Source organism: Luteibacter sp. HAY1-4A (assembly GCF_056755355.1).
The window spans coordinates 1-24253 of sequence record NZ_JBNDHZ010000037.1 but is presented as its reverse complement, the minus strand read 5'-3'; the positions used below and the strand labels follow the sequence as shown (position 1 = coordinate 24253).

Genomic DNA, 24253 nt, shown 5'->3' with positions numbered 1-24253 from the left:
CCGGGCATGGCCGCGACCACGCCCGCCCTCGACCTTCCGCTGTTTCCTTTGTCGAACGTCCTTTTCCCGGGCGGTCACTTGCAACTGCGCATCTTCGAGCCGCGATACATCGACCTCGTACGCGAGTGCGCCCGCACCGGACGGGCGTTCGGCGTGTGCATGATCCTCGAAGGCCGCGAAGCCGGGCAGCCCGCCGTGCCCGCCGCGGTGGGTACACTGGCCACCATCACCGATTTCCATACTCGCGAGGACGGCCTCCTGGGCATCGTCGCCGAGGGCGGCCTGCGCTTTCGCGTCACCCGCACGCGGATTCGTTCGGACGGCCAGGTCCGCGGTGACGTCGCTACCTGGCCGGAAGAGGAAACCCTGCCGTTGCCGGCTGAGTTCGGATTGCTCGCGACGATCCTGGAGCGTCTCGCCGAGCAGATGATGCCGCCATGGCGGCACGAGGTGGCCGCGCGCGCCGACGATGCCAGTTGGGTGGGCTTCCGCCTGTCCGAACTGCTGCCACTCGATGCCAACGAATGCCAGCACATGCTCGAGCTCGACGACCCGCTGCAACGCCTCGCCGAGTTGCGCGACATCCTTCCGCGCTTCCAGCGCGCCTGAAGCAGACCATCCCATGAACACCCTTGCCGGCAAGACCCTCTTCATCACCGGCGCGTCGCGCGGTATCGGCCTCGCCATCGCACTGCGCGCGGCACGGGACGGAGCGAACATCGTCATCGCCGCCAAGAGCAACGTGCCGAATCCTCGCCTGCCGGGCACGATCCACAGCGCCGCCGCCGAGATCGAAGCCGCCGGCGGCACTGCGTTGCCGCTCAAGGTCGACATACGCGACGAGGCCGAAGTGCGCATGGCCGCGGCAACCGCGGCAGAGCGCTTTGGCGGCATCGACATCCTGGTGAACAACGCCAGCGCCATCTGGCTTGCCGGCGTCGAGGGCACGCCGATGAAGCGCTTCGACCTCATGCACGAGGTGAACACTCGCGGCACCTTCCTCGCCACCCAGGCCTGCCTGCCGTTCCTGAAGCAGGCCGACAATCCGCATGTGCTGATGCTGTCGCCGCCGCCCAGCATCGATCCGCACTGGTATGCACCCCATGTCGCCTACACGATCGCGAAATTCGGCATGAGTCATTGCGTGCTCGGCATGGCGCCGGAGTTCGCCCCCATGGGCATCGCGGTAAACGCCCTGTGGCCGAAGACGGTCATCGCCACGGCGGCCATCGCCATGCTCGGCGACACGGTGAAAGCGGAAAACTGCCGCAAGCCGGACATCGTTGCCGACGCGGCCCATGCCATCCTCATCAAACCTTCACGCGAGGCCACCGGCCGCTTCTTCATCGACGAAGACGTACTGCGCGAAGCCGGCGTGCGCGATTTCGACCGCTACGCCGTCGTTCCCGGCAATCCGCTCCTGCCCGACCTGTTTCTATAGCTATCGCGACAACTATGAACGGCGCGGAGGGGGCTAGCCCGTTTGGTGTATGGCCGCGTGCGATGGCGGGGTATAACGTCGGCCGCGTCGCCCCTGCGGGTCGGGGGCGGCGAGTGGGGCTTGCCGGCCTGCAGGGGTGCCGGCGGCGGGTCCGGCGTCGAACCCGCGAAGCTGACAGCAGGCCACGAGACTGGGTGAGGAGCGGGCATGTCGCGCGGGGAATCGGCGGGTCGTTGCGTCGTTTGGATTGGAAGACCGAGCGTTGAAGAACACTTCGGACTGATCCGTGCGGGATGGCGCACGTTCGTGGCCGATCCCGCAAGGAATGGCGAGTTGCCCGAATGCGGCGACGGCGCTATCGCGGTCGTGGATCTGCGCACGAAGGCGCAGGCCGCGGTACGCATTCTCGACGACCTTCGCCAGACCTATCCCGGCATCGCCTGGATCGGACTGACCGGTGCGCAGACGCAGGCCGCCGATCCATCGATTCGCCACGTATTGCCGCATGCCTTCGAGATCATCGACGGCCCGTCGTCCCTCGGTGCACTGCGCCAGGCCCTCTCCCGCGTGCCGGGCGACGCCGCGGCGGCGCGGGACGACGACGCACCCAGCCTGCTCACCGGCAGCAGCCCCGCCATTCGGGCGCTGTCGCACAACATCCGCAAGTTCGCGCCGGTGGAGCTGCCGCTCCTCATCACCGGTGAAACCGGTACTGGAAAGGAGATGGCGGCGCGCGCCCTGCACCAGCTGTCCCCCCGTCGTGCGAAGCCGTTCGCCGCGATCAACTGCGGCGCGCTGCCGGCCAACCTCGTGCAGTCGGAACTCTTCGGGCACGAGCGCGGCGCCTTTACCGGCGCGACCGCACGGCGTATCGGCCATTTCGAATCGGCGGACGGCGGCACCGTCTTCCTCGACGAGATCGGCGACCTGCCGCTGGATGCGCAGACCAACCTTCTGCGTGTGCTGCAGGAGGGCACGATCGAACGCATCGGCAGCTGCCAGTCGATCAAGGTGGACGTGCGCGTGCTCGCAGCGACGCACGTGGACCTGGAGAAGGCCGTGGCGCAGGGTCGCTTCCGCGAAGACCTCTTCTATCGCCTGAACGTGCTGCGGCTGCGCATGCCGCCCCTGCGCGAACGCACGGGCGACATCGAACTGCTGGCACAGCACTTCCTCGACGCGTTCCGCGAGAGTTACGGCACCCGTGCCCGCGCGTTCAGCACCAGCGCGCGCAAGGCGCTCAATGCGTTTTCCTGGCCGGGCAACGTGCGCGAGCTGATGAACCGCGTGCAGCGTGCGGCGGTGATCGCGGACGATGCGCTCATCACGCCCGAAGACCTGGAACTGAGTGCCGACGGCCCCACACGCGACCGGGACAGCCTGGGCAGCGCGCGCACATCGGCCGAGCGCGAGGCCATCGTGGATTGCCTGCGCGCAAGCGCCTTCAACATCAGCGAATGCGCCCGCCGCCTGCGTGTGTCCCGCGTCACCGTGTACCGTCTCTGCAAGAAGCATCAACTGGCCCTCGATCAGCTGCGCTGAGCCCTTCCGCCAAAAAGAAAACTCCCGGCCCTCTGGGAGGACCGGGAGTTCCCATTCGTCGTCCGGCTTGGCAGGGTCGTCGGGCGAACGAACCACGCGGCTTCACAGGGCCTTGTTCCCATGGGGAGCAAGCGCCGTGCCACGAGGGGGCTCCTTTGATTCGCAAGGATTTTCGCCGTGGCTCCGCTGGCCGCGCCGTTCAGCCTGTGTAGCGACCTGTAACAGGGCGTTGCACGGGCGGTACATCGCGCGCGTTGTCGCCGCGGCCCGCGCCTTAGTACGATGCTCTCCTTCACTGGAGTCGCAAGTCATGTCGTCGTCCCATTCTTCCGATCCGTCCGACCTCATTGCATTGGGCAAGCGTTACTGGCTCCCGGTCTACCGGCCGCGCGAGGTCGTGCTCGATCACGGCAAGGGCGCCCGGGTGTGGGACACCGAAGGCCGCGATTACCTCGACTTCGGCGCGGGTATCGCGGTGAACGCGCTGGGCCACCAGGACCCGGACCTCGTCGAGGCACTGGTCGCCCAGGCGCACAAGCTCTGGCATGCCAGCAACGTCTTCTATTCCGAGCCGCCGCTGCGCCTCGCCGCCGAACTGGTCGGCCATGCGCCGTTCGCCGAGCGCGTCTTCCTCTGCAACTCGGGCACGGAAGCCAACGAAGCCGCCATCAAGCTCGTGCGCAAATGGGCCGCGTCGCAGGGCAGGGCCCCCGAGGACCGTGTGATCGTTACGTTCACCGGCTCCTTCCACGGGCGCACGCTCGCTGCCGTCACCGCCACGGCGCAACCGAAATACCAGGAAGGCTACGAGCCGCTGCCCGCCGGCTTCCGCTATGTGCCCTTCAACGATTCCGCAGCGCTGGAAGAAGCATTCGCGCAGGGCGGGGTGGCGGCCGTCATGGTGGAGCCGGTGCAGGGCGAGGGCGGCGTGACGCCGGCCGCACCGGGCTTCCTGAAGAAAGTGCGCGAGCTTTGCGACGCGCACGACGCGCTGATGGTGCTCGACGAAATCCAGTGCGGCATGGGTCGCACCGGCATGTTGTTCGCCCACACCCACGATCACGTCACGCCGGATATCGTCACCCTCGCGAAGGCGCTTGGTGCCGGCTTCCCGATCGGCGCCATGCTCGCGGGGCCGAAGGTGGCCGGCGTGATGCAGTTCGGCGCGCACGGCACGACCTTCGGCGGCAACCCGATGGCTGCCGCCGTCGCACGCGTGGCCTTGGAAAAGATTGCCTCGCCGGCCGTGCTTCTGAACGTGGAGCGCCAGGGCAACGACATCCGCGCGGGCCTCGCGAAGATCGATCACGAACTGCGCCTGTTCTCGGAAGTGCGCGGCCGTGGCCTGATGATCGGCGCGGTGCTGGACGCTGCCTACAAGGGGCGCGCCGGAGAAATCCTCGACCTCGCCGCCGCGCATGGCCTGCTCATCCTGCAGGCGGGGCCGGACGTGCTGCGCATCGTGCCGCCCCTGACCATTACCGACGAGGAAACGGCCGAGGGCCTCGAGCGGCTGGAAGCCGCGTTGGCGGCGTTCGTCAACGAAGCGAAGGTTGCCTGATTCGTGCCCAGCCAAGACGCCATCGTTTTCCTCTTCGACGTAGACAACACGCTGATCGACAACGACCGTTTCGGCGCCGACCTTGCCGCGCGGTTGGAGCGCGAGCTAGGCCCCGACGGTCCCGCCCGATATGCGGCCGTCGACAAGCAGCTCCGGGCCGAGGTGGGCTACGCCGACTATCTGGGCGCCCTGCAGCGCCTGCGTGGCAAGGGCGGCGATCCCGCCTACCTGCGGCTGTCGTTCTTCCTGCTCGACTACCCCTTCGACGAGTGTCGCTTTCCGGGTGTACCCGAGACGATCGCGCACCTGCGCACGATGGGGCGCCCCGTCATCCTGTCCGACGGCGACACCGTGTTCCAGCCGCGGAAGATCCGCCGCGCGGGGCTATGGGACGTCTTCGAGAAGGACGTGCTCATCTACGTGCACAAGGAAGACATGCTCGACGACATGCGCGCACGTTACCCCGCGGACCACTACGTGATGGTGGACGACAAGCCGCGCATCCTCGTCGCGATGAAGAAGCTCCTCGGCGACAAGGTCACCACGGTGTTCGTCCGTCAGGGCCACTACGCCGCGGCCGCGGGCAAGGAACTCGAAGAGACACCACCCGACATCGTCGTGGAAGCCGTGGCCGAGCTGGCGAAGATGCGCAGCGAGGATTTCCGCTGTGGGAGCCGCTACAGCGGCGAGAAGCCAACAGAGCGGCGAGACGGGAAAGCTTGATCCCCCTCACGCCTCGAAGGCGGCGCGAACCCATTGCATGTCGTCGCCTTCGAACGCCAGCACGTCGAAGCGGCTGGGCCGCCGTGCGTCGTGCGGATGCCAGGCCATCCACAGATGTGCGGCGCTGACCAGCTTGCGCCGCTTGGCCAACGTGACCGAACCGAGCGCGCCGCCGAAGGCGCCGTCGCGGCGATAGCGGACCTCGACGAAGACGACGGTGTCACCGTCGCGCATCACGAGGTCGATCTCGCCGTGGCGGCAGAGGAAATTGGCTCGCACGAGCCGTAGCCCGCGCGACTCGAGGAATTCACGCGCCGCGTCTTCGAAGCGGTTGCCGGTGGCGCGGCGCGCAGTGGTTTTCTTCGTGGGTGGGGCCATGCGAACACATCCTGTTCGCGCCCCCCGGATCAGCCGCCGCCGCTCTCGACGCTCGGGGCCGTGGCAGGCGCTTCGAGTTCGAGGCTACCCGCGACCGGACGGGCCACGCCGTCGGCAAAGCGCGCCCAGATGAGTACGCGGCGCACGCGCCCGAACTCGTCCGCGACCAACTGGCCCGTGGCGCCGGGCAGGTAGCTGCCCGGATGGCCACGCATCCAGTCGATGTACGGAACCAGGCCCCATGCGTCCATGCCGAAGGCGAACAGGCGGGCGGTCACGCCCTTGGTGGCCGGCAGTGTATCGTTGAGGGATGCGCGGCGGGGCAGACCCGACTGCGCGTCGAACAGCCAGGGCGCATCGCAGAATTCGACACCTTCGAGATCGCGGTCGGCCGTGGCGTCGTCGCCGCCGGCATAGACGTGCGAGGTGGCGAACACGGGAAGCGTGTTCTTCGCGAGGCGCAGCTGCGGCAGGAGCAGGCGGGCCTGCTGCGGCTTCATGCTGATGAAGACGCCGCTGGTGGTCGGATCCTGTTCCGTTGGCGCGGACAGCTGCGACGCGAAGTCGATGCTGCCCGCGTCGAGCGTGACCTGGCTTGCGAGCGTGCCGCCGCGTGCCTGCCATTCGGCCTTGAAGGCGTTGCCGGCACGCCGGGCGAAGTCGTCGGTGGAGACGATGACCGTGGCGGTGCGCATGCCCCGGTCCGCCATGTGGTCGGCAACCTGGGCGCCCTCCGTTTCGGGCAGCAGGCCAAATTCGTTCGCACCCGCCGGCGGCAGGTTCCTGTTGTCGTTCGGATAGTTGAGCGTGAGCATCGGCGCGGGAAGCGCGCCCTTCGCGAAGATGGCAGAAACGCCGTCGCGATTGAGCGGGCCGACGATGAAGCGGGCGCCCTCGGCCACGGCCTTGTCGTAGGCCGCGACGGCGTGCTGCGCATCGTTGCCGGAATCGTAGACGGCGACGTCCGGGCGCGGCGCCCCGCTGTGGGCGGCTTCAAGGTAGTTCGCGAAGAACCCGTCACGAATGGCGGCGCCCGCGCCGGCGAGCGGACCGGAGAGCGGAAGCAACAAGGCGACCTTGGTGGGCACCTTGTACCCCTCGCGCACGCCCTTGTCGCCGGTGACCGTACCCACGGCCTGGTCGAGCACGGCGGGAGCGCGATTGACGCTGCCAAGCTGGGCCTGCGCCTCGACGACCCAAGGCTTCATCGGGTCGTTCGCCGGCAGCGATCCGCCCCGTTCGGCCAAGGGCTGGGCGCCGAGCCCGGTGAGCAGCGCGAGGATCTCCTTGCGGTTCTGCTCGCGGTCGATGCCACGGAGCTGCCCGTCGAGCTCGATACGCGTCTGGGCCGCGCTCCAGGGATCGCCGGCGGCGGCCTGTGCACGTGCCCGGAGTACGGCCAACCGCTGGTCGATCTGCGGCGAGACCCGCGAGGACGGCTTGCCGGTAAGCGACAGCGCCGTCTTCGCATCGTTGTTCTTCAGGGCGATCTCGGCCTTGAGCGCGTCGAGGCGCAGGGCGTCCTCGCCTTCCAGCCGCGAGCGGCGGATGTCGGCGACGACGGGAGCGGCGCGGTCGAGAGCGCCCTCCTGCCGGTACGCCTCCGCCGCCAGCAACTTGTAGTAATCGCGATGGCTGGTGTCCTGCTCGGCCAGGGCGAGGTAAGCCTGCGCGGCCTGGTCGAACTGTCCCTTGGTGTAGAGCGCCTGCGCGGCCTGCGTGGCGGCGCCGGAGGGCGCTGCGCCATGTTGCACGCCGCCCTGGGTCACACAGCCGGCAAGGCCGGCGGAAAGCAGGAGGCCGAGGGTGGCCGCACGGATCGATCGCATCGGGAGATGGTCCTTGGCTGCACGGGTGCCTTCCGGCACCGAAACGTCCGGATCATAGCCCATCGATTCGCGAGACCGGCGTGAGGCATTGTGGGAGCCGGCTATGCCGGCGATCCCGCGACAGCGGGCAACCTTGCGGCGAGCACCCTTCGCCGCTGAAGCGGCTCCCACACAGCTCCCATCAGGCGCCGTAGAGTGCCTTGCGCGGCGCGCCGGTGATCGCGGCGGCCAGCTTCGCCGCCTTGGCCGGCGGCAATTCGTCTTTCAGGATCGCGAAAACCCGCAGGCCTTCCGCCAGCCGCTCGTCTTCCCCGGCCTCGCGCCCGGCGACCATCACGACGAATTCGCCCTTCTGCTGGTTCGGATCGGCGGCGACCCGGCGGGCCAGGTCTTCCAGCGCGCCGTCGAGCACCGTCTCGAACATCTTGGTCAGCTCACGGGCCACCACGGCCTCGCGGTCGGCACCGAAAGCATCGCGCATGTCCTCGAGCGACTCGAGGATGCGATGCGAGGATTCATAGAAAATCAGCGTGCGCGCTTCCCCCGCCAGTTCGCCGAGGCGCGAGCGGCGTGCGCCGGCCTTCGCGGGCAGGAAGCCCTCGAAGACGAAGCGGTCGCTGGGCAGCCCCGCGACCGATAGCGCCGCGACGACCGCGCTGGGGCCCGGCACGGGACTGACCTTGATACCGGCCGCGCGTGCGGCGCGGACGAGGCGGAAGCCCGGGTCGCTGATGAGCGGCGTGCCCGCGTCGGAGACGAGCGCGATGTCCTCGCCGCCGCGGAGGCGCTCCACGAGGCCGTCCACGGCGGTGCGCTCGTTGTGGTCGTGCAGCGCCACGAGCGGTGTGTCGATACCGAGGTGCTGGAGGAGGGGGCGGGTATGCCGGGTGTCCTCCGCGGCGACGACTTTCACCCGCCGCAAGGTTTCGATGGCACGTGCGCCGATGTCGTCGCGATGGCCGATGGGCGTGGCGACGACATGGAGGACGCCGGGGCGGGATGACGACATGAGTGGGCCGAAGAGAGGCAATCAACGAAGCATTCTATCCCCGCGGGAGCCGTTCCTATCCCTGTGGGAGCCGTTCCTACCCTTATGGGAGCCGCTCCTGCTCTTGTGGGAGCCGCTTCAGCGGCGATCCCGCGGCAGCGGGCAAGCTTGCCGCCCCGCCGACGCGGCTCCTAGCGGCTATACTCCTCCACGGAGTCGGCCGGACAGTCGCGTTGCGCCGTGTGCGCATCGAGGAAAGTCCGGGCTCCACAGGGCAGGGTGCCAGGTAACGCCTGGGCAGCGTGAGCTGACGGCCAGTGCAACAGAGAGCAGACCGCCGATGGCCCCGCAAGGGGATCAGGTAAGGGTGAAAGGGTGCGGTAAGAGCGCACCGCGTGCGGGGCTAACGTCGCACGGCACGGTAAACCCCACCCGGAGCAAGACCAAATAAGGGAACCATGACGCGGCCCGCGTCGTTCCCGGGTAGGTTGCTAGAGCCTGGTGGCGACGCCAGGCCGAGAAGAATGACTGTCACGTCGCAAGACGCACAGAACCCGGCTTACAGGCCGACTCCTTTTCTTCGCAAGGTGCCGCGGCGTCCCTTTTAGGGGCGCCGCGGTTTTTCTGGCGCGCCGCGGTTTTCGGGGCGCTGCGGTTTTTCTGTAGGAGCCGCCATGGCGGCGAGAGAGGCTTGCCGCGCGCCTTCATCGCCCTGTCGGCTTCTCGCCGCCATGGCGGCTCCCACAGTCGTCTCCGAATGAACACCGGTTCATTCCCAGCCGTCTTTTAGGCCCTTGAAAACGCGAAGCCTGTCGCAAAAAAACCCCACGAAACAATCACCTTCCACCAGTTCCTCAGAAATGGCTGGAAATGACGGCCAAGCTGCCCTTTCTCTTTGATTCACAAGAAAAATTTCCTTGACAGTCTCAAGGGGCGAGACTATCGTGGGCCCCGGTGAGAAATCGTGGGATTTGGTGGGGCGGCCAGCAAACATGTTCCAAGGCGAGACAGCCATCACGGTCGACGACAAGGGTCGTCTGACGATCCCGACTTCGTATCGGGATGCGGTGGCCGACGCCTGCAAGAACCGTTTGGTCGTCACTTACAACCCCTTCGAGACCGGGTGCCTCTGGATCTTTCCGTACGCGGAATGGGAACAGGTTCGCGACCAGGTCAATGCGCTTCCTGGCGTGAAGGCCGTGCACCGTGCCTTGCAGATGAAGCTGGTGGGCGCAGCGGCCATCGTCGAACCCGACGGAGCCGCCCGCATCCTCCTGCCATCCAGCCAGCGCGCGGCCGCCGGAATAGAAAAAAAGGCCGTCCTCCTGGGCATGGGCAACAAGTTCGAGCTTTGGAGCGAACAGGCCCACCTCGCGAAGATCCGCCAGACGATCGGCGAGGACGAGATCAGCGACGACATGGCGGACCTGCGGTTGTGACGACGAACTAATTCGAGGTTTTCGGTGGAACGGGAGCGGGATGTGGCGATGGCGGGGCGCGATGCGCACATCCCTGTGATGCTCGACGAAGTGTTGGAGGGCCTCGCCTTGCGCGAGAACGGGCGCTACCTGGACGGAACATTCGGCCGCGGCGGTCATGCGCGGGCGATCCTCGCGCGCCTTTCGAGCGACGGCCGTCTTTTCCTCATGGACCGCGATCCGACGGCCATCGCCGTTGCCGAGGCGGGCCTTGCCGCCGATCCGCGCGTATCCCTGCGTCACGACAACTTCGCCACCATGGGCGAATGGGCCGCGCTCGAAGGCGGTCTCGACGGCATCCTGCTCGATCTCGGCGTGTCTTCGCCCCAGCTGGACGACGCCAGCCGCGGCTTCAGCTTCATGGCCGACGCGCCGCTCGACATGCGCATGGACACCACGCGCGGCATCAGCGCCGCCGACTTCCTGGCCGAGGCCGACGAGACCGAGATCGCCGACGTGCTCTGGACCTTCGGCGAAGAGCGTTTCAGCCGCCGCATCGCGAAGGCCATCGTGGAACGCCGCGTCACCGCACCCATCCTGCGCACCGGCGACCTCGCCGAGCTGGTCGCGCGCTGCGTGGGCCGCCGCGAACCCGGCAAGAATCCCGCCACCCGGACCTTCCAGGCCCTGCGTATCCGCGTGAACGCCGAACTGGAATCCGTGGAGCGCGGGCTCGACGCCGCCCTCGAATTGCTCAAGGTGGGCGGGCGTCTTGCCGTGATCAGCTTCCATTCGCTGGAAGACCGCACGGTGAAGCAGTTCATCCGCGGTCACGAAGGCCGCGTGCAGGGCAGCCGTCGCGCGCCGCCGACGGAAGCCAAGGCCGCCCGCCTCAAGCCGGTCGGCAAGGCGATCTTCCCCTCCGACGCGGAAGTGGCGCGGAACCCCCGGTCTCGCTCGGCGGTGCTGCGCATCGCGGAGAAGGTCGCATGAAGGTCTTCGGCGCCATCTGCCTCACGATCCTGCTGCTGGCGGTCCTCGCCAGCGCGATCGGTGTGGTGTGGACGCGCCACGAAAGCCGCGTGTTGTTCGTCGAACTCTCGCGCCTGCAGGCGCAGAAGGACGATCTGGGCGTGGAATATGGCCGGCTCGAGCTGGAACAGGCGACCTATGCCGAGCCCGCCCGCATCGACGCCGAGGCTCGCGGCAAGCTCGGCATGTTCACGCCGAAGCCGCAGGACATCCAGCTGGTGCGTCGATGAAGGCGCGCTACGGCAAGCCCGTGGTTCCCAGCCGCCGCCGCGGCCAGGGCCCCAGCCCGCGCAAGCGCATGACGGTGGTGGTCGCGCTCCTGTGCGTCGCCGCGTCGGGGCTCGTCGTGCGCGCATTCGACCTGCAGGTGGTGCGCAAGCAGTTCTACCAGGACCAGGGCGATGCGCGTTTCCTGCGCGAGATGCCCATCGCGGTGTCGCGCGGCACGATCTTCGACCGCAACGGCGAGCCGCTGGCAGTGTCGACGCCCGTGGCATCGATCTGGGCGAATCCGCCGGAAGTGCTCGAGAACGAGGACCGCATTCCGGAACTCGCCAAGGCCCTGCACGTCGATGCGGACGATCTGAAGCAGAAGATCGTCCAGCGCGCCGACAAGGAATTCATGTACATCGCGCGCCAGATGCGCCCGGAAGACGCCCAGGCCATCGTCGACCTGAAGATTCCAGGCATCTCCGCGCAGCGCGAGTACCGCCGCTACTACCCGTCCGGTGCGGTGAACAGCCACATCCTCGGCTTCACCAACATCGACGACCACGGGCAGGAAGGCCTGGAACTCGCCTTTGACGAGTGGCTGGCCGGCAAGCCGGGCGCCAAGCGCGTCATCCGCGACCGCATGGGACATGTAGTGGAGGACGTGGAACTGGTGCGTGAGCCCCAGCCGGGCCGCGACATCACGCTGTCGATCGACCGTCGCATCCAGTACCTCGCCTACAGCGCCCTGAAGGACACGCTCGACAAGAACAAGGCCGACTCCGGCTCCATCGTGATGATGGACGTCCATACGGGCGAAGTGCTGGCCATGGCGAACCTCCCGTCGTTCAATCCGAACGCCGTGCGTGGCAGCACGCCGTCGGAGCGGCGCAACCGTGCGGTCACGGACGTGGTCGAGCCCGGCTCGACCATGAAGGCGTTCACCATGGCCGCGGCGCTGACGAGCGGCAAGTACACGCCCACCGCGCCCTTGATCGAGACCTCGCCCGGCACCTGGATGATGGGTGGCCACCCGGTGCGCGACACGCATAACTGGGGCACCCTGACGCCCACCGGCGTCATCACGAAATCCTCCAACGTCGGCGCGGCCAAGATCGCGATGACGCTGGACACGGATTTCCTCTACGGCGTGTACAAGTCCTTCGGCCTCGGCAACAGCACGGGCAGCGGATTCCCGGGCGAGGCCGCCGGTTACCTGCCGGTCGGGCGCACCTGGAAGCCGATCGAGAAGTCCCGCCTCGCCTACGGCTACAACCTGAACCTGACACCGTTGCAGCTCGCCACCGGTTACGCGGCGATCGGCAACGGCGGCGCATTGCGCGCGCCCAGCTTCATCAAGGGAGCCGACAATCCGCCCTCGCAGGTCGTCACGCCCGAAGTGGCGCATGAACTCGTGCGCATGCTGGAAACCGTGGTGGCCCCGGGCGGCACCGGTTACGGGTTCGCTTCCGTCGCCAACTACAGCGTGGCCGGCAAGACCGGTACGTCGCACAAGAACTCGGTCGGCGGCTACTACTCGAACAATTACATCTCGCTCTTCGTGGGCATGATCCCGGCGAGCAACCCGCGTCTCGTCACCGTAGTGGTGATCAACGATCCGAAGAACGGCCGTTACTACGGCGGCTCGGTCGCGGGTCCCGCCTTCGCCCAGGTGATGACGGGCGCCGTCCGCCTCCTCGATATCCCGCCGGACAACGTGGGCCGCTGGTACGCCGGTGGCCCCAGCCAGGGCGGACTCATCGGCACGAGCAACGCGCCTCCGCCGCAGGCCGACGACAGCGCGGCGGAAGAGGTGGTCCCATGACCATGCGCCTCGCCGACCTGCTCGACGGATTCGCCGACGCCAACGCCGCCGGCGAAATCGTCGTTTCGGGCCTCAGTCTCGATTCGCGCGATATCGTGTCCGGCAACGCGTTCGTCGCGCTCCGTGGCACGAAGGGCCACGGCATCGACTTCGCCGCCAAGGCCGTCGCCCAGGGTGCCGCGGCGATCCTGGCGGAGCCGCCGTTCACCGCGGACGACGCCGGCGTGCCCGTCATCGCCGTGGAAGGACTGCGCGAAAAGGCGGGCCCGATGGCCGCGCGTTTCTTTGGCGATCCGTCGGCCGCGCTCGACATCGTCGGTGTCACCGGCACCAACGGCAAAACCTCGACCGTGCAGCTGATCGCGCAGGCGCTGGCCTTCCTTGGCCGCAAGGCGGCCACGGTCGGCACGCTCGGAGCGGGGTTGCATGGCGCCATCGCGGAAGGCGAACGCACCACGCCGGACGCGATCAGCATGCAGGCGCTGCTTGCAGGCTTTCGTGATGCCGGCGCCACGCACGTGGCGATGGAAGTCTCGTCGCACGCGCTGGAGCAGGGCCGGGTGAACGCCATCGATTTCGACGTGGCCGTGTTCACGAACCTCACGCGCGACCACCTCGATTACCACGGCACGATGGAAGCCTACGGCGCGGCGAAGGCGAAGCTCTTCGCGTTCGAGGGTCTGCGCGCCGCCGTGGTGAATGTCGACGATCCGTTCGGCGCGAAACTGGCGAAGGGTCTTCCCGAGGGCGTCGCGAAGCTGCGCACGTCGATGGCGACCGACAGCACGGAGAAGGACGCCGAGATCCGGGCCGACATCATCGTGACGTCGGCCAAGGGCCTGTCCTTCAACCTCAATACGCCCTGGGGCATGCGCACGGTGCGCAGCGGACTGCTCGGCCGCTTCAACGTGCACAACCTGCTTGCCGTGGCCGCCGTGCTCGGCGCGCTGGGCGAACCATTCGACCGTATCCATGCCGCGCTGGAAGCGCTGGAGCCGGTGAATGGACGCATGAGCCGCCTGGGCGGCGACGGCCGCAAGCCGCTCGTGGTGGTCGATTATTCGCACACCCCCGATTCGCTGAAGCAGGCGCTGCTGGCACTGCGTTCGCATACGAAGGGCCGCCTGATCTGCGTCTTCGGCGCCGGTGGCGACCGCGACCAGGGCAAGCGTCCGCTGATGGCGGCCATCGCAGAACGCCTGGCCGATGTCGTCATCGTCACCGACGACAACCCGCGCACGGAAGACGGCGACGCCATCGTCGCCCAGATCGTGGCGGGCTTCAGCCATCCCGAAACCGTGATGGTCGAGCGTGACCGCGCCCAGGCCATCGCGCTGGCCCTCGCCGATGCCAAGGCCGACGACGTCGTGCTGATCGCAGGCAAGGGTCACGAAACCTACCAGGAAGGTCCGGAGGGCAAGCGTCCCTTCGACGACCTTGCCGTCGCCGCCGAAGCGATGGCATCGAGCAAGAAAGGAGTTCGCGCATGATGCGCCTGTCCGCCGTCGCCCTTTGGACCCGAGGCCGCCTCCAGGGCGCCGACGCCGAGGTGACCGGCTTTTCCATCGATACCCGCACGCTGAAGGCGGGCGACCTGTTCGTGGCGCTTCCAGGCGAACACGTGGACGCGCACGACTTCGTGGCCGCCGCGGCGGAACGCGGCGCCGTGGGCGCGCTCGTCACGCGTCCTGTCGACGCCCCCATCCCGCAGGTGATCGTGGACGACACCCAGCTTGCCCTCGGCGACCTCGCCAGTGCGGTGCGCGCGCAGAGCGACGTGCGCGTCATCGGCATCACCGGTTCGAACGGCAAGACCACGGTGAAGACGCTCACCGCGTCGATCCTTTCGCGCCATGGCCGCACGCACGTCAACGCGGGCAACTTCAACAACGAGATCGGCATGCCGCTCACGCTGCTCGCAATGCCGGCCGACACCCGCTACGCGGTGCTGGAGATGGGCGCGGGCAAGCCGGGCGACATCGATTACCTCGCCGCCATCGCGCGGCCCGATATCGGCCTCGTGAATTCCATCGCGCCGGCGCACCTTGAGCGCATGGGCACGATCGAAGGCGTCGCCGAAACCAAGGGCGCGTTGTACCGGTCGCTTCCCGCCGACGGCGTCGCCATCGTGAACGCCGACGACGAACGCTTCGCCGGCTTCTTCGCCAACCTCGCCGGATCGCGGCGCATCCTGCGCTACGCCCTGGATCATCGCGCCGACATCGGTGCGGACATCGTCGAGGAGCGCATCGACGGCACGCATTTCGTGCTGTCCACGCCGCACGGCGACGGCGACGTGCGCTTTCCGCTGCCGGGCCGCCACAACGTCGCGAACGCACTCGCCGCCGCGGCCATCGCCACGGCCCTGGACGTGCCGGTGGACGTCATCGTCGAGGGGCTGGAGCAGGTGCCGCACGTCGCCGGGCGCCTCGACCTCGAACCGATGCCCGGCGGCTGGACCCTCATCGACGACAGCTACAACGCGAACCCGGGCTCGGCCGCCGCGGCGATCGACACGCTGGCGCTGGCCCGGGGCGAGCGCTGGCTCATCCTCGGCGACATGGCCGAACTGGGCCCCGATGCGGTGAAGCTGCATGCCGGCATCGGCCGTTACGCGCACGAGCGCGGCATCGAACGCCTGCTCGCTACCGGCGTGAAGAGCGCCGCGGCGGTGGAGGCCTTCGGGCCGGGTGCGCAGCATTTCGACACGCAGGAGGCCCTGATCGAGGCGGCCTGCACACAGATCCACGAAGGCGTCACCTGTCTCGTGAAGGGGTCGCGTTCGTCCGGCATGGACCGGGTGGTGGCGGCCATGAAGAAGTACGCCGAAGGAGCCTCCGATGCTGCTTGAACTGGCGGAATGGATGGCCCGGCACTTCGCGTCGCTGCATCTGTTCCAGTACATCACCTTCCGCGCGATCATGGCCGCGCTCACCGCGCTGGCCGTCTCGCTGCTGCTGGGGCCCGTGCTGATCCGCAAGCTGGCCGCACTCAAGGCGGGGCAGGTGGTGCGCAGCGACGGTCCGCAGACGCACCTGTCGAAGGCGGGTACGCCGACCATGGGCGGGCTGCTGATCCTGTTCGCGGTAGCCATCGCCACGCTGCTCTGGGCGGATCTGGGCAGCCGGTACGTGTGGGTGGTGCTGCTGGTCACGATGCTGTTCGGCGTCATCGGTTTCTACGACGACTATCGGAAGCTGGTGTTGAAGGACAGCCGTGGACTCGCCAGCCGCTGGAAGTATTTCTGGCAGTCGGTGTTCGGCCTCGGGGCGGCGGTGTTCCTCTACAAGACCCACCAGCTGCCCGCCGAAATCGCCCTGTACGTGCCGCTGTTCAAGCAGGTGGCGATTCCTCTCGGCGTGTTCTTCGTCGTGGTCGGTTACTTCATCATCGTCGGCTTCTCCAACGCGGTGAACCTCACCGACGGCCTGGACGGTCTTGCGATCATGCCGAGCGTGCTGGTGTCGGGCGCCCTGGGCATCTTCGCCTACCTCGCGGGCAACAAGGTGTTCTCCGAATACCTGGGCATCCCGTCCATTCCGGGCGCGGGTGAACTCGCGATCTTCTGCAGCGCGCTGGCGGGTGCGGGTCTCGGCTTCCTCTGGTTCAACACCTACCCGGCGCAGGTGTTCATGGGCGACGTGGGCGCGCTCGCCATCGGCGCGGCACTCGGGTGCGTGGCGCTGATCGTGCGCCAAGAAATCGTGCTGCTGGTGATGGGCGGCGTGTTCGTGCTGGAAACGGCCTCGGTGATGCTCCAGGTCGGCAGCTTCAAGCTGCGCGGCAAGCGCATCTTCCGCATGGCGCCGATCCACCATCACTTCGAATTGAAGGGCTGGCCCGAGCCCCGCGTGATCGTTCGTTTCTGGATCATCAGCGTAGTGCTGGTGCTCATTGGTCTGGCTACCTTGAAGGTGCGTTGAGAAAGCATGTTCGGCATCGGCAACAAGCAAGCGAAACGCCGCCAGGGCCCGCGGGGAAGCTTCGACCTCCCGTTGCTCGTGGCGGCGCTCGCTCTCGCGGCGCTGGGCGTGGTGATGGTCACCTCCAGCTCGATCGCCGTGGCCGACGGTTCGCACCAGGGCGCGTTCTATTACCTGAAGCGCCACCTCGTCTTCCTGGTGCTGGGCGCGTGCCTCGCAGGCGCCGCCATGCGCACCGAGCTGAAGACGCTGGAGAAACACAGCTTCCTGCTGCTCCTGGTCGGCATCATCATGCTGTTGATGGTGTTCCTGCCCGTGTTCGGCATGCGCATCAACGGCGCCCGGCGCTGGGTGAACCTCCTGGTGACGAGCTTCCAACCGGTGGAAGCGGTGAAGCTGATCCTCGTGGCCTACCTGGCGAGCTACCTCGTACGCCATCGCGAGGGCGTGGAATATGAATTGTTCGGCGTGGTGAAGCCCGTCGGTGTCGCCGGCTTCATCGTGTTGCTCCTGCTGGCGCAGCCCGACTTCGGCTCCGCCGCGCTGGTGGTCGCCACCACGGTGGGCATGGTGTGGCTGGCCGGGGCACGCATGCGCAACCTGCTGCTGCTCGGCACGCCGCTCGTGCCCGCGCTGATCTACGCGGCCACCGCGGAGGATTACCGCATCAAGCGCCTCACCTCGTTCCTCGACCCGTGGAAGGATCCGTTCAACGACGGCTTCCAGCTCACCCAGGCACTGATCGCCGTGGGCCGCGGCGAATGGACCGGCGTCGGTCTGGGTTCGAGCGTGCAGAAGCTGTTCTACCTGCCGGAGGCGCACACCGACTTCATCCTGGCGGTGCTGGCCGAAGAGCTCGGCCTGGCAGGCATCGTGCTCGTCATCTTCCTTTACGTCGTGCTGGTGGGGCGCGGCCTGTACCTCGGGCTGAAAGGCGTGGAACTGGGCCATCGCTTCTCCGGCTACGTGGCGTACGGCATCTCCCTGATGATCGGCTTCCAGGCGATGGTGTCGATCGGCGTGAACCTGGGCGTGCTGCCGACCAAGGGCCTCACCCTCCCGTTGATCAGTTCCGGCGGCTCGTCGGTGCTGATGACCTGCGCGATGGTGGGCGTGCTGTTACGCGCCACGTTCGAGATCAACCGCGCCGAAGACGCGCGGCAGACCGCCGTGCGCCTGCCGGCGAACGCCGTGCCGGATTCGGCCGCTCCCGCGGGAGGCATGGCATGAGCGCCCCCGTGCTGATCATGGCCGGTGGCACCGGTGGCCACATCTTCCCCGGGCTGGCCGTCGCCGACGAGCTGCGTTCGCGCGGCGTGCCGGTGGCTTGGCTCGGCGCGGAAGGCGGCATGGAAACACGGGTCGTGCCCGCGCACGGTCTCGACCTCCACACCGTGGCCGTGGGCGGCCTGCGCGGCAAGGGCGTGAAGACGCGCCTGCTCGCCCCCGTGATGCTGGCCCGCGCGTTGTTCGCCTCGCTGAAGCTGTTGCGCAGCCTGCGCCCGCGCTGCGTGCTCTCGATGGGCGGTTATGTCGCCGGGCCCGCCGGCGTCGCGGCGCGCATCGCCGGCATTCCGCTGGTGGTGCACGAACAGAACGCCGTGGCGGGCTTCACCAACCGCAAGCTCGCCTCGTTCGCGAAGAAGGTGCTTACCGGCTTTCCGAACGTGCTGCCGAATGCGGAGTGGGTGGGCAACCCGGTGCGTGCACGCATCGCTTCGCTGCCGGCACCGACGGAACGCTTCGCTGGGCGCGACGGCCGTCCACGACTGCTCGTGCTCGGCGGCAGCCTCGGCGCGCGCACGCTTAATCTCGCCGTGCCGCGCGCGCTGTCGCGCATGGCCGCGGCCGGCGCGACGATGCCCGAGGTAGTGCACCAGACCGGCGAGCGCGGTCTCCAGGAAGCCCTGGATGCCTACACCGAGGCCGCGGTGGCCGCCAGCGTCGTACCGTTCATCGAAGACATGGCCGGCGCCTACGAATGGGCCGATGTCGTGGTGTGTCGCGCGGGCGCGCTGACCGTGGCGGAACTCTGCGCCGCCGGCCTCGAGGCCTTGCTGGTGCCGTTCCCGCACGCGGTGGACGACCACCAGACGGCGAACGCCCGTGCCATGGTGGACGTGGGCGGTGCGCGCATCGTCGCCGACGCCATGCTGGCAAAGAACGATTCCGCGGATCTGCTCGCGAAGATGCTCGACGACCTGTTGGGCGACCGCGTGCGGATCCTTTCCGCGGCCAACGCGTCCCGCACGCTGGCCAAGCCCGACGCCGCAGCAACGATTGCCCGTCATTGCATGGAGGTTTCCGCATGACGCCCGGTCGTTTGCGTGCCCACGAAGATTTCATGACCTCGTTCCGCCGTGTCCATTTCATCGGCGTCGGCGGCGTCGGCATGAGCGGTATCGCGGAGGTGCTTTGCAACCTCGGTTACGATGTGTCGGGTTCCGACCGCGCACCGTCGACCACCACCGAGCGGCTTGCCGCGCTAGGCGTGGACGTGCACATCGGACATGAGGCCGCCAATGTCGACGGCGCCGACGTCATCGTGACCTCGAGCGCCATCCGCGCCGACAATCCCGAACTGGTGGCCGCGCGCGCCTCGCGTATCCCGGTGGTGCCGCGTGCCGAGATGCTCGGCGAGCTGATGCGCTTCCGTCGCGGCATCGCCATCGCCGGCACGCACGGCAAGACGACCACCACCAGCCTCGTCGCCAGCGTGCTGGCGGAGGCCGACTACGACCCCACATTCGTCATCGGCGGGCAGCTCAACGCCGCTGGCGCGAATGCCCGTCTCGGCACCGGCCAATACCTGGTCGCCGAAGCCGACGAATCCGACGGCTCGTTCCTGATGCTGTCGCCGGTGATCGCGGTGGTGACCAACATCGACGCCGATCACCTCGAGAACTACCACGGCGACTTCGCCCTGGTGAAGAAGGCCTTCGGCGACTTCCTGCACCGCCTGCCGTTCTACGGCATGGCAGTGCTGTGCATCGACGACGAGGAAACGGCGAAGCTGGCGCAGGACACTTCGCGCCGCATGCTCACCTATGGCATCGACCAGCCCGGCGCCGACGTCACCGCGACGAACGTGCGCCAGGTGGGCTTCGAGATGCACTTCGATCTTCGCCTGCCGGGCATGGCCGAGATGCTGCCCGTCACCTTGAACCTGCCGGGCCGCCACAACGTGCAGAACGCGCTCGCCGCGGCCGCCGTGGGCTGGCAGCTCGGTGTCGACGCGGCATCCATCGCCCGCGCGCTTGCCCGGTTCGAGGGCGTGGGCCGCCGCTTCCATCGTCGCGGCGAAATCGCGCTCGACCAGGGCAGCGCGCTGCTCGTCGACGACTACGGCCACCACCCGCGCGAGCTGGCCGCCGTGTTCGCCGCCGCGCGCGGCGGCTGGCCGGAGCGCCGTCTCGTGGTCGCCTTCCAGCCGCATCGCTACAGCCGCACGCGCGACCTGCTCGACGACTTCGCCAACGTGCTCGCCGAGGTGGACGTGCTCGTGCTGACCGAGGTCTATCCCGCCGGCGAAGCCCCCATTCCCGGTGCCGACGGCAAGGCGCTTGCGCGTGCCATCCGCGCTCGCGGCAAGACCGATCCCGTGCTGGTCGACCATCCGCGCGACCTGCGCGACACGCTGCCCGCGCTCGCGCGCGACGGCGACCTGATCCTGCTGCTCGGCGCCGGTGACATCGGCGCGGCGGCCATCGAGCTGGCAGGTGCCGGCCATCTGAGGACCCACAAGTGATGAGCAGTACGCGTTTTCCCCGCACCGTGACCGACCCCGCCGATTTCGGCCGCGTGGCCGTCGTCATGGGTGGCCAGTCGGCCGAACGCGAGGTGTCGCTCAATTCCGGCCGCGGCGTGCTCGAAGCGCTGCGCGCCAGCGGTGTGGACGCTCATCCGATCGACGGTATTCCGGCGTTGCTCGACGCCGTTCGCGCGGGGCACTTCGCCCGCGTGTTCAACATCCTGCACGGCGCGGGCGGCGAGAACGGCGAACTGCAGGGTGCCCTGCAATCGCTCGGCGTTCCCTATACCGGTTCCGGCGTGCTCGGCTCGGCGCTGTCGCTCGACAAGGTGCGCGCGAAGCAGGTGTGGATCGCGCTCGGCCTGCCCACGCCGAAGTTCAAGGCGTTGCCGCGCGGTGCGGACGTGCACGCGGCGGCGCGCGACATTGGCTTCCCGCTGATCGTGAAACCGGCCTGGGAAGGTTCCAGCGTGGGCATCACGCGAGTCTTCGAAGAAGCCGGCCTCGACGCCGCGGTGGAGTTGGCAAGCCGTTACCCCGGCGACCTGCTGATGGAAACGCTGATCGAGGGCGACGCGACGGAGGGCGGCGAATTCACCGTCGGCATCCTCGGACGCGAAGTGCTGCCGACGATCAAGATCGTGCCGAACAGTGCGTACTACGACTACAACGCGAAATACATCGCGGAAGACACGCAGTACCTCATTCCTGGCCTTTCGGGCACCGCCGAGGACGACATGCGTGCGCTGGCGCTGCAGGCGTTCGACGCGCTGGACTGCTTCGGCTGGGGTCGCGTCGACGTGATGCGCGACCGCCACGGCAAGAACTGGCTGCTGGAAGTGAACACGGCGCCGGGCATGACGTCGCACTCGCTCGTGCCCAAGGCCGCCGCGGCAGCCGGCCTGGATTACCCGGCCCTGTGCTGGCGCATCCTCGAAACCTCGATGAAGCGGGAGGGCGCGAAGGCATGAAGGGAGCCGCCGCCACGCGGATCGTCGCTTGGGGTATCGCCATCACCTTGGTGGTGCTGCCCGTCGTCGGCGTGATGCAAGGCTGGTTCGCCGCGGGCCGCTGGCCCGTGACGCAGCTGAAGGTCGAGGCGGAGTTCGCGCATGTCAGCGCCGAACAGATCCGCAGCGCCGTGCTGCCGCGTCTTGGCAAGGGCTTCTTCGCCACCGACCTGGAAGACGTTCGCCGCGCACTCGGTGCGTTGCCCTGGGTGGAGTCGGTGGAAGTGCGCAAGCGCTGGCCCGACACGCTGCTCCTGCGCATCTACGAGCGCCAGCCGTTCGCGCGCTGGAACGAGAATCGCCTCATCAGCCGGCAAGGCCTCGTGTTCGATGCGCCGGGCGCGGACCAGATGGGTGACCTGCCGCGCTTGAGCGGGCCGGATTCCCGGCTGGCCGAAGTGGTGAGCTTCTATGCGCAGGCCCGCAGGGCGTTCGAAGGCCGGGCGCAGTTGTCGATCGTCGGCGTCTCGCTGAGCGAACGCGGCAGCTGGAGCGTCACCACGGACAGCGGTGCCGAGATCGTCATCGGCGACCGCGACCAGGCCGACCGGCGTCTCGCGCGCTTCCTCGACGTCTACCCGCAACTCGTCGCCGGTCGACATGGCGGTTTCGCCTATGCCGACCTTCGTTACACCAACGGATTCGCCATCCGGTGGCCGGAACCGGAAACCACGGCCGCACCCAAGGTCGGAAGCTGAGCACATGAGAAACAAGAACGACAAACAGCTCGTCGTCGGCCTCGACATCGGCACCTCCAAGGTGGTCGCGATCGTCGGCGAATACGAGCCCGGCGAACCGATCGAAGTCATCGGCATCGGCACCCACGTGTCGCGCGGCATGAAGCGCGGCTCGGTGGTCGACATCGAATCCACGGTGCACTCCATCCAGCGCGCGGTGGAAGAAGCCGAACTGATGGCGGGCTGCGACATCCGCTCGGTGTATGCCTCGATCTCGGGTAGCCACCTGGAAACGCGCAACTCGCACGGCACCGCCGCCATCCGCGATCGCGAGGTCATGGCCGCCGACCTGGAACAGGTGCTCGAAGCGGCCAGCGCCGTCGCCATCCCCGCCGACCGCAAGGTGCTCTACAAGGAATCGCAGGAATACCGCATCGACGGCCAGGACGGCATCCGCCATCCGGTCGGCATGAGCGGCGTGCGCCTCGAAGCCAGCGTGCACCTCGTGACGGGCGCGGCCAGCGCGGTGCAGAACATCTCGAAATGCATCCAGCGCTGCGGTCTTTCGGTCGACGAACTGGTGCCCGCCGCGGTGGCCAGCGCGAAAGCCGTGCTGACCGAAGACGAACTCGAGCTGGGCGTCTGCCTGGTCGACATCGGTGCCGGTACGACGGATATCGCCATCTACACGCAGGGCGCCATCCGCTACACGAAGTCGCTGCCCGTCGGCGGCGACCAGGTCACCAACGACATCGCATACGGCGTGCACACGCCCACCGCGCATGCCGAAGAGATCAAGATCAAGTACGCGTGCGCGCTGGCCCAGCTTGCGCACGCGGAAGAGACGATCCAGGTGCCGAGCGTCGGCGATCGCCCGCCGCGCCGGCTGGCCCGTCAGGCGCTCGCCCAGTCGGTGCAGGCACGCTACGAAGAAATCTTCGAGATGGTGCAGGACGAACTGCGCCGCTCGGGCTACGAGAGCCTCGTCGCTGCCGGCATCGTGCTGACCGGCGGTGCGTCGCGCATGGAAGGCGCGTTGGAACTGGCGGAGGAAATCTTCCACAAGATGGTTCGCATCGGCGTGCCGCAGCACGTGTCCGGCCTGGGCGACGTCGTGTCGAGCGAACTGCATTCGACCGGCGTGGGCTTGTTGCTGCACGGGTCGCGGTCGAGCGGCGGTGCGCGCCACACCGGCTCCGCCGTCGGCAATGTCGGCAGCGTCGTCGAGAAGTTCCGAAGCTGGTTCACCAAGAATTTCTGATTTACCGGATAGCCGGTGCCCGATGGAATGGGGGCGCCGGGGCAAGAGGAAGGCCCGCAACCCATGGCCGACAGGAGTCGCCCATGGGACATAAACCAATAAAACAAAAGTTCTGCGGAGGACGGGAAATGTTTGAACTGATCGAAAAACTGGCACCGAATGCGGTCATCAAGGTCATCGGCGTGGGCGGCGGCGGCGGTAACGCCGTGGCCCACATGGTGAATTCCAACATCGAAGGCGTCGAGTTCGTCGTCGCCAACACCGACGCGCAGGCCATGAAGAGCTGCGCATCGCGTACGCACCTGCAGCTTGGCGGCAACGTCACCAAGGGCCTGGGTGCCGGCGCGAATCCGGAAGTGGGCCGTCAGGCCGCGCTGGAAGACCGTGAGCGCATCGAGGAAATGCTCGAAGGCGCCGACATGGTGTTCATCACCGCCGGCATGGGCGGTGGCACGGGTACCGGCGCCGCGCCGGTCGTGGCGCAGCTCGCCAAGGAGAAGGGCATCCTCACCGTGGCGGTCGTGACCAAGCCGTTCCCGTTCGAGGGCCGCCGCCGCATGCAGGTGGCGCTCAAGGGCATCGAGGACCTGTCCCAACACGTGGACTCCCTCATCACCGTGCCGAACGAGAAGCTGCTCTCGGTGCTCGGGCGTGAAGTGACGCTGCTGAACGCCTTCAAGGCCG

At 67.8% G+C, this 24253-nt stretch carries 22 protein-coding genes and 1 other RNA gene; 20 read left to right on the top strand and 3 right to left on the bottom strand.

What is annotated here, in order from left to right; translation table 11 throughout:
- Window positions 1-6: 6 nt before the first annotated feature.
- The 5 genes from ACPYOD_RS13365 to ACPYOD_RS13345 all read left to right on the top strand — a co-directional run bounded on the left by ACPYOD_RS13365 (window position 7) and on the right by ACPYOD_RS13345 (window position 5267).
- Window positions 7-609: an LON peptidase substrate-binding domain-containing protein gene (locus tag ACPYOD_RS13365; RefSeq protein WP_481302222.1), complete on the top strand. Its 603-nt coding sequence runs from the start codon at window positions 7-9 to the stop codon at window positions 607-609.
- A 13-nt stretch (window positions 610-622) separates the two neighbouring features.
- Window positions 623-1441, top strand: a complete 819-nt coding sequence (locus ACPYOD_RS13360) for an SDR family oxidoreductase (protein ID WP_481302221.1) — start codon at window positions 623-625, stop codon at window positions 1439-1441.
- Between the two features lie 207 nt (window positions 1442-1648).
- Complete coding sequence (locus ACPYOD_RS13355) at window positions 1649-2983, top strand: sigma-54 interaction domain-containing protein (RefSeq protein WP_481302220.1); 1335 nt, start codon at window positions 1649-1651, stop codon at window positions 2981-2983.
- Window positions 2984-3293: 310 nt separating this feature from the next.
- Window positions 3294-4544 (top strand): acetylornithine/succinylornithine family transaminase, encoded by a 1251-nt coding sequence (locus ACPYOD_RS13350; protein ID WP_481302219.1) that lies wholly within the window; start codon window positions 3294-3296, stop codon window positions 4542-4544.
- 3 nt (window positions 4545-4547) lie between these two features.
- Window positions 4548-5267, top strand: a complete 720-nt coding sequence (locus ACPYOD_RS13345) for an HAD family hydrolase (RefSeq protein ID WP_481302218.1) — start codon at window positions 4548-4550, stop codon at window positions 5265-5267.
- 6 nt (window positions 5268-5273) lie between these two features.
- Here ACPYOD_RS13345 and ACPYOD_RS13340 read toward each other — a convergent pair whose 3' ends face one another.
- The 3 genes from ACPYOD_RS13340 to rsmI all read right to left on the bottom strand — a co-directional run bounded on the left by ACPYOD_RS13340 (window position 5274) and on the right by rsmI (window position 8483).
- Entirely contained in the window at window positions 5274-5645 is a 372-nt protein-coding gene (locus ACPYOD_RS13340) for a YraN family protein (RefSeq protein ID WP_481302217.1), read from the bottom strand.
- Between the two features lie 29 nt (window positions 5646-5674).
- Window positions 5675-7474, bottom strand: a complete 1800-nt coding sequence (locus ACPYOD_RS13335) for a penicillin-binding protein activator (RefSeq protein ID WP_481302216.1) — start codon at window positions 7472-7474, stop codon at window positions 5675-5677.
- A 181-nt stretch (window positions 7475-7655) separates the two neighbouring features.
- Complete coding sequence (gene rsmI / locus ACPYOD_RS13330) at window positions 7656-8483, bottom strand: 16S rRNA (cytidine(1402)-2'-O)-methyltransferase (RefSeq protein ID WP_481302215.1); 828 nt, start codon at window positions 8481-8483, stop codon at window positions 7656-7658.
- 191 nt (window positions 8484-8674) lie between these two features.
- Between rsmI and rnpB the strand changes: the two genes are divergently transcribed.
- From rnpB to ACPYOD_RS13255, 15 genes are all read left to right on the top strand, one after another.
- Window positions 8675-9040, top strand: an RNA gene (rnpB, locus tag ACPYOD_RS13325) — RNase P RNA component class A.
- 414 nt (window positions 9041-9454) lie between these two features.
- The gene (gene mraZ, locus ACPYOD_RS13320) at window positions 9455-9901 is read left to right on the top strand and encodes a division/cell wall cluster transcriptional repressor MraZ (protein WP_481302214.1); all 447 of its coding nucleotides are present in this window, start codon (window positions 9455-9457) and stop codon (window positions 9899-9901) included.
- A gap of 48 nt (window positions 9902-9949) precedes the next feature.
- Window positions 9950-10873: a 16S rRNA (cytosine(1402)-N(4))-methyltransferase RsmH gene (rsmH, locus tag ACPYOD_RS13315; protein ID WP_481302213.1), complete on the top strand. Its 924-nt coding sequence runs from the start codon at window positions 9950-9952 to the stop codon at window positions 10871-10873.
- On the top strand, window positions 10870-11142 hold the full coding sequence (ftsL, locus tag ACPYOD_RS13310) for a cell division protein FtsL (protein ID WP_481302212.1): 273 nt from the start codon (window positions 10870-10872) through the stop codon (window positions 11140-11142). Before rsmH ends, ftsL begins: the two co-directional genes overlap by 4 nt.
- Window positions 11139-12947 carry a peptidoglycan D,D-transpeptidase FtsI family protein gene (locus ACPYOD_RS13305; protein ID WP_481302211.1) on the top strand — a complete coding sequence of 603 codons (1809 nt, stop codon included), beginning with the start codon at window positions 11139-11141 and terminating at the stop codon, window positions 12945-12947. The genes ftsL and ACPYOD_RS13305 overlap by 4 nt, the downstream gene beginning before the upstream one ends.
- Window positions 12944-14437, top strand: a complete 1494-nt coding sequence (locus ACPYOD_RS13300; protein ID WP_481302210.1) for a UDP-N-acetylmuramoyl-L-alanyl-D-glutamate--2,6-diaminopimelate ligase — start codon at window positions 12944-12946, stop codon at window positions 14435-14437. Before ACPYOD_RS13305 ends, ACPYOD_RS13300 begins: the two co-directional genes overlap by 4 nt.
- On the top strand, window positions 14434-15798 hold the full coding sequence (locus tag ACPYOD_RS13295) for a UDP-N-acetylmuramoyl-tripeptide--D-alanyl-D-alanine ligase (RefSeq protein WP_481302209.1): 1365 nt from the start codon (window positions 14434-14436) through the stop codon (window positions 15796-15798). Before ACPYOD_RS13300 ends, ACPYOD_RS13295 begins: the two co-directional genes overlap by 4 nt.
- Window positions 15788-16870: a phospho-N-acetylmuramoyl-pentapeptide-transferase gene (gene mraY, locus ACPYOD_RS13290; RefSeq protein ID WP_481302208.1), complete on the top strand. Its 1083-nt coding sequence runs from the start codon at window positions 15788-15790 to the stop codon at window positions 16868-16870. Before ACPYOD_RS13295 ends, mraY begins: the two co-directional genes overlap by 11 nt.
- A gap of 6 nt (window positions 16871-16876) precedes the next feature.
- Window positions 16877-18100: a putative lipid II flippase FtsW gene (gene ftsW / locus ACPYOD_RS13285; protein ID WP_481302207.1), complete on the top strand. Its 1224-nt coding sequence runs from the start codon at window positions 16877-16879 to the stop codon at window positions 18098-18100.
- On the top strand, window positions 18097-19182 hold the full coding sequence (murG, locus tag ACPYOD_RS13280; RefSeq protein WP_481302206.1) for an undecaprenyldiphospho-muramoylpentapeptide beta-N-acetylglucosaminyltransferase: 1086 nt from the start codon (window positions 18097-18099) through the stop codon (window positions 19180-19182). The genes ftsW and murG overlap by 4 nt, the downstream gene beginning before the upstream one ends.
- Window positions 19179-20618 carry a UDP-N-acetylmuramate--L-alanine ligase gene (gene murC, locus ACPYOD_RS13275; protein ID WP_481302205.1) on the top strand — a complete coding sequence of 480 codons (1440 nt, stop codon included), beginning with the start codon at window positions 19179-19181 and terminating at the stop codon, window positions 20616-20618. Before murG ends, murC begins: the two co-directional genes overlap by 4 nt.
- Window positions 20618-21592: a D-alanine--D-alanine ligase gene (locus tag ACPYOD_RS13270; RefSeq protein WP_481302204.1), complete on the top strand. Its 975-nt coding sequence runs from the start codon at window positions 20618-20620 to the stop codon at window positions 21590-21592. The genes murC and ACPYOD_RS13270 overlap by 1 nt, the downstream gene beginning before the upstream one ends.
- Window positions 21589-22329 carry a cell division protein FtsQ/DivIB gene (locus ACPYOD_RS13265; RefSeq protein WP_481302203.1) on the top strand — a complete coding sequence of 247 codons (741 nt, stop codon included), beginning with the start codon at window positions 21589-21591 and terminating at the stop codon, window positions 22327-22329. The genes ACPYOD_RS13270 and ACPYOD_RS13265 overlap by 4 nt, the downstream gene beginning before the upstream one ends.
- A 4-nt stretch (window positions 22330-22333) precedes the next feature.
- Window positions 22334-23569, top strand: a complete 1236-nt coding sequence (gene ftsA / locus ACPYOD_RS13260; RefSeq protein ID WP_413625376.1) for a cell division protein FtsA — start codon at window positions 22334-22336, stop codon at window positions 23567-23569.
- A gap of 128 nt (window positions 23570-23697) precedes the next feature.
- Window positions 23698-24253: cell division protein FtsZ (locus tag ACPYOD_RS13255; protein WP_481302202.1), on the top strand; the 556-nt coding region annotated here is incomplete at its 3' end.

What these genes read in the sequence shown, in the direction of transcription:
- ACPYOD_RS13365 (WP_481302222.1), top strand. Translation starts at nt 7, where the DNA reads ATGGCCGCGACCACGCCCGCCCTCGACCTTCCGCTGTTTCCTTTGTCG.
- ACPYOD_RS13360 (WP_481302221.1), top strand. Translation starts at nt 623, where the DNA reads ATGAACACCCTTGCCGGCAAGACCCTCTTCATCACCGGCGCGTCGCGC.
- ACPYOD_RS13355 (WP_481302220.1), top strand. Translation starts at nt 1,649, where the DNA reads ATGTCGCGCGGGGAATCGGCGGGTCGTTGCGTCGTTTGGATTGGAAGA.
- ACPYOD_RS13350 (WP_481302219.1), top strand. Translation starts at nt 3,294, where the DNA reads ATGTCGTCGTCCCATTCTTCCGATCCGTCCGACCTCATTGCATTGGGC.
- ACPYOD_RS13340 (WP_481302217.1), bottom strand. Translation starts at nt 5,645, where the DNA reads ATGGCCCCACCCACGAAGAAAACCACTGCGCGCCGCGCCACCGGCAAC.
- ACPYOD_RS13335 (WP_481302216.1), bottom strand. Translation starts at nt 7,474, where the DNA reads ATGCGATCGATCCGTGCGGCCACCCTCGGCCTCCTGCTTTCCGCCGGC.
- rsmI (WP_481302215.1), bottom strand. Translation starts at nt 8,483, where the DNA reads ATGTCGTCATCCCGCCCCGGCGTCCTCCATGTCGTCGCCACGCCCATC.
- mraZ (WP_481302214.1), top strand. Translation starts at nt 9,455, where the DNA reads ATGTTCCAAGGCGAGACAGCCATCACGGTCGACGACAAGGGTCGTCTG.
- rsmH (WP_481302213.1), top strand. Translation starts at nt 9,950, where the DNA reads ATGGCGGGGCGCGATGCGCACATCCCTGTGATGCTCGACGAAGTGTTG.
- ftsL (WP_481302212.1), top strand. Translation starts at nt 10,870, where the DNA reads ATGAAGGTCTTCGGCGCCATCTGCCTCACGATCCTGCTGCTGGCGGTC.
- ACPYOD_RS13305 (WP_481302211.1), top strand. Translation starts at nt 11,139, where the DNA reads ATGAAGGCGCGCTACGGCAAGCCCGTGGTTCCCAGCCGCCGCCGCGGC.
- ACPYOD_RS13300 (WP_481302210.1), top strand. Translation starts at nt 12,944, where the DNA reads ATGACCATGCGCCTCGCCGACCTGCTCGACGGATTCGCCGACGCCAAC.
- ACPYOD_RS13295 (WP_481302209.1), top strand. Translation starts at nt 14,434, where the DNA reads ATGATGCGCCTGTCCGCCGTCGCCCTTTGGACCCGAGGCCGCCTCCAG.
- mraY (WP_481302208.1), top strand. Translation starts at nt 15,788, where the DNA reads ATGCTGCTTGAACTGGCGGAATGGATGGCCCGGCACTTCGCGTCGCTG.
- ftsW (WP_481302207.1), top strand. Translation starts at nt 16,877, where the DNA reads ATGTTCGGCATCGGCAACAAGCAAGCGAAACGCCGCCAGGGCCCGCGG.
- murG (WP_481302206.1), top strand. Translation starts at nt 18,097, where the DNA reads ATGAGCGCCCCCGTGCTGATCATGGCCGGTGGCACCGGTGGCCACATC.
- murC (WP_481302205.1), top strand. Translation starts at nt 19,179, where the DNA reads ATGACGCCCGGTCGTTTGCGTGCCCACGAAGATTTCATGACCTCGTTC.
- ACPYOD_RS13270 (WP_481302204.1), top strand. Translation starts at nt 20,618, where the DNA reads ATGAGCAGTACGCGTTTTCCCCGCACCGTGACCGACCCCGCCGATTTC.
- ACPYOD_RS13265 (WP_481302203.1), top strand. Translation starts at nt 21,589, where the DNA reads ATGAAGGGAGCCGCCGCCACGCGGATCGTCGCTTGGGGTATCGCCATC.
- ftsA (WP_413625376.1), top strand. Translation starts at nt 22,334, where the DNA reads ATGAGAAACAAGAACGACAAACAGCTCGTCGTCGGCCTCGACATCGGC.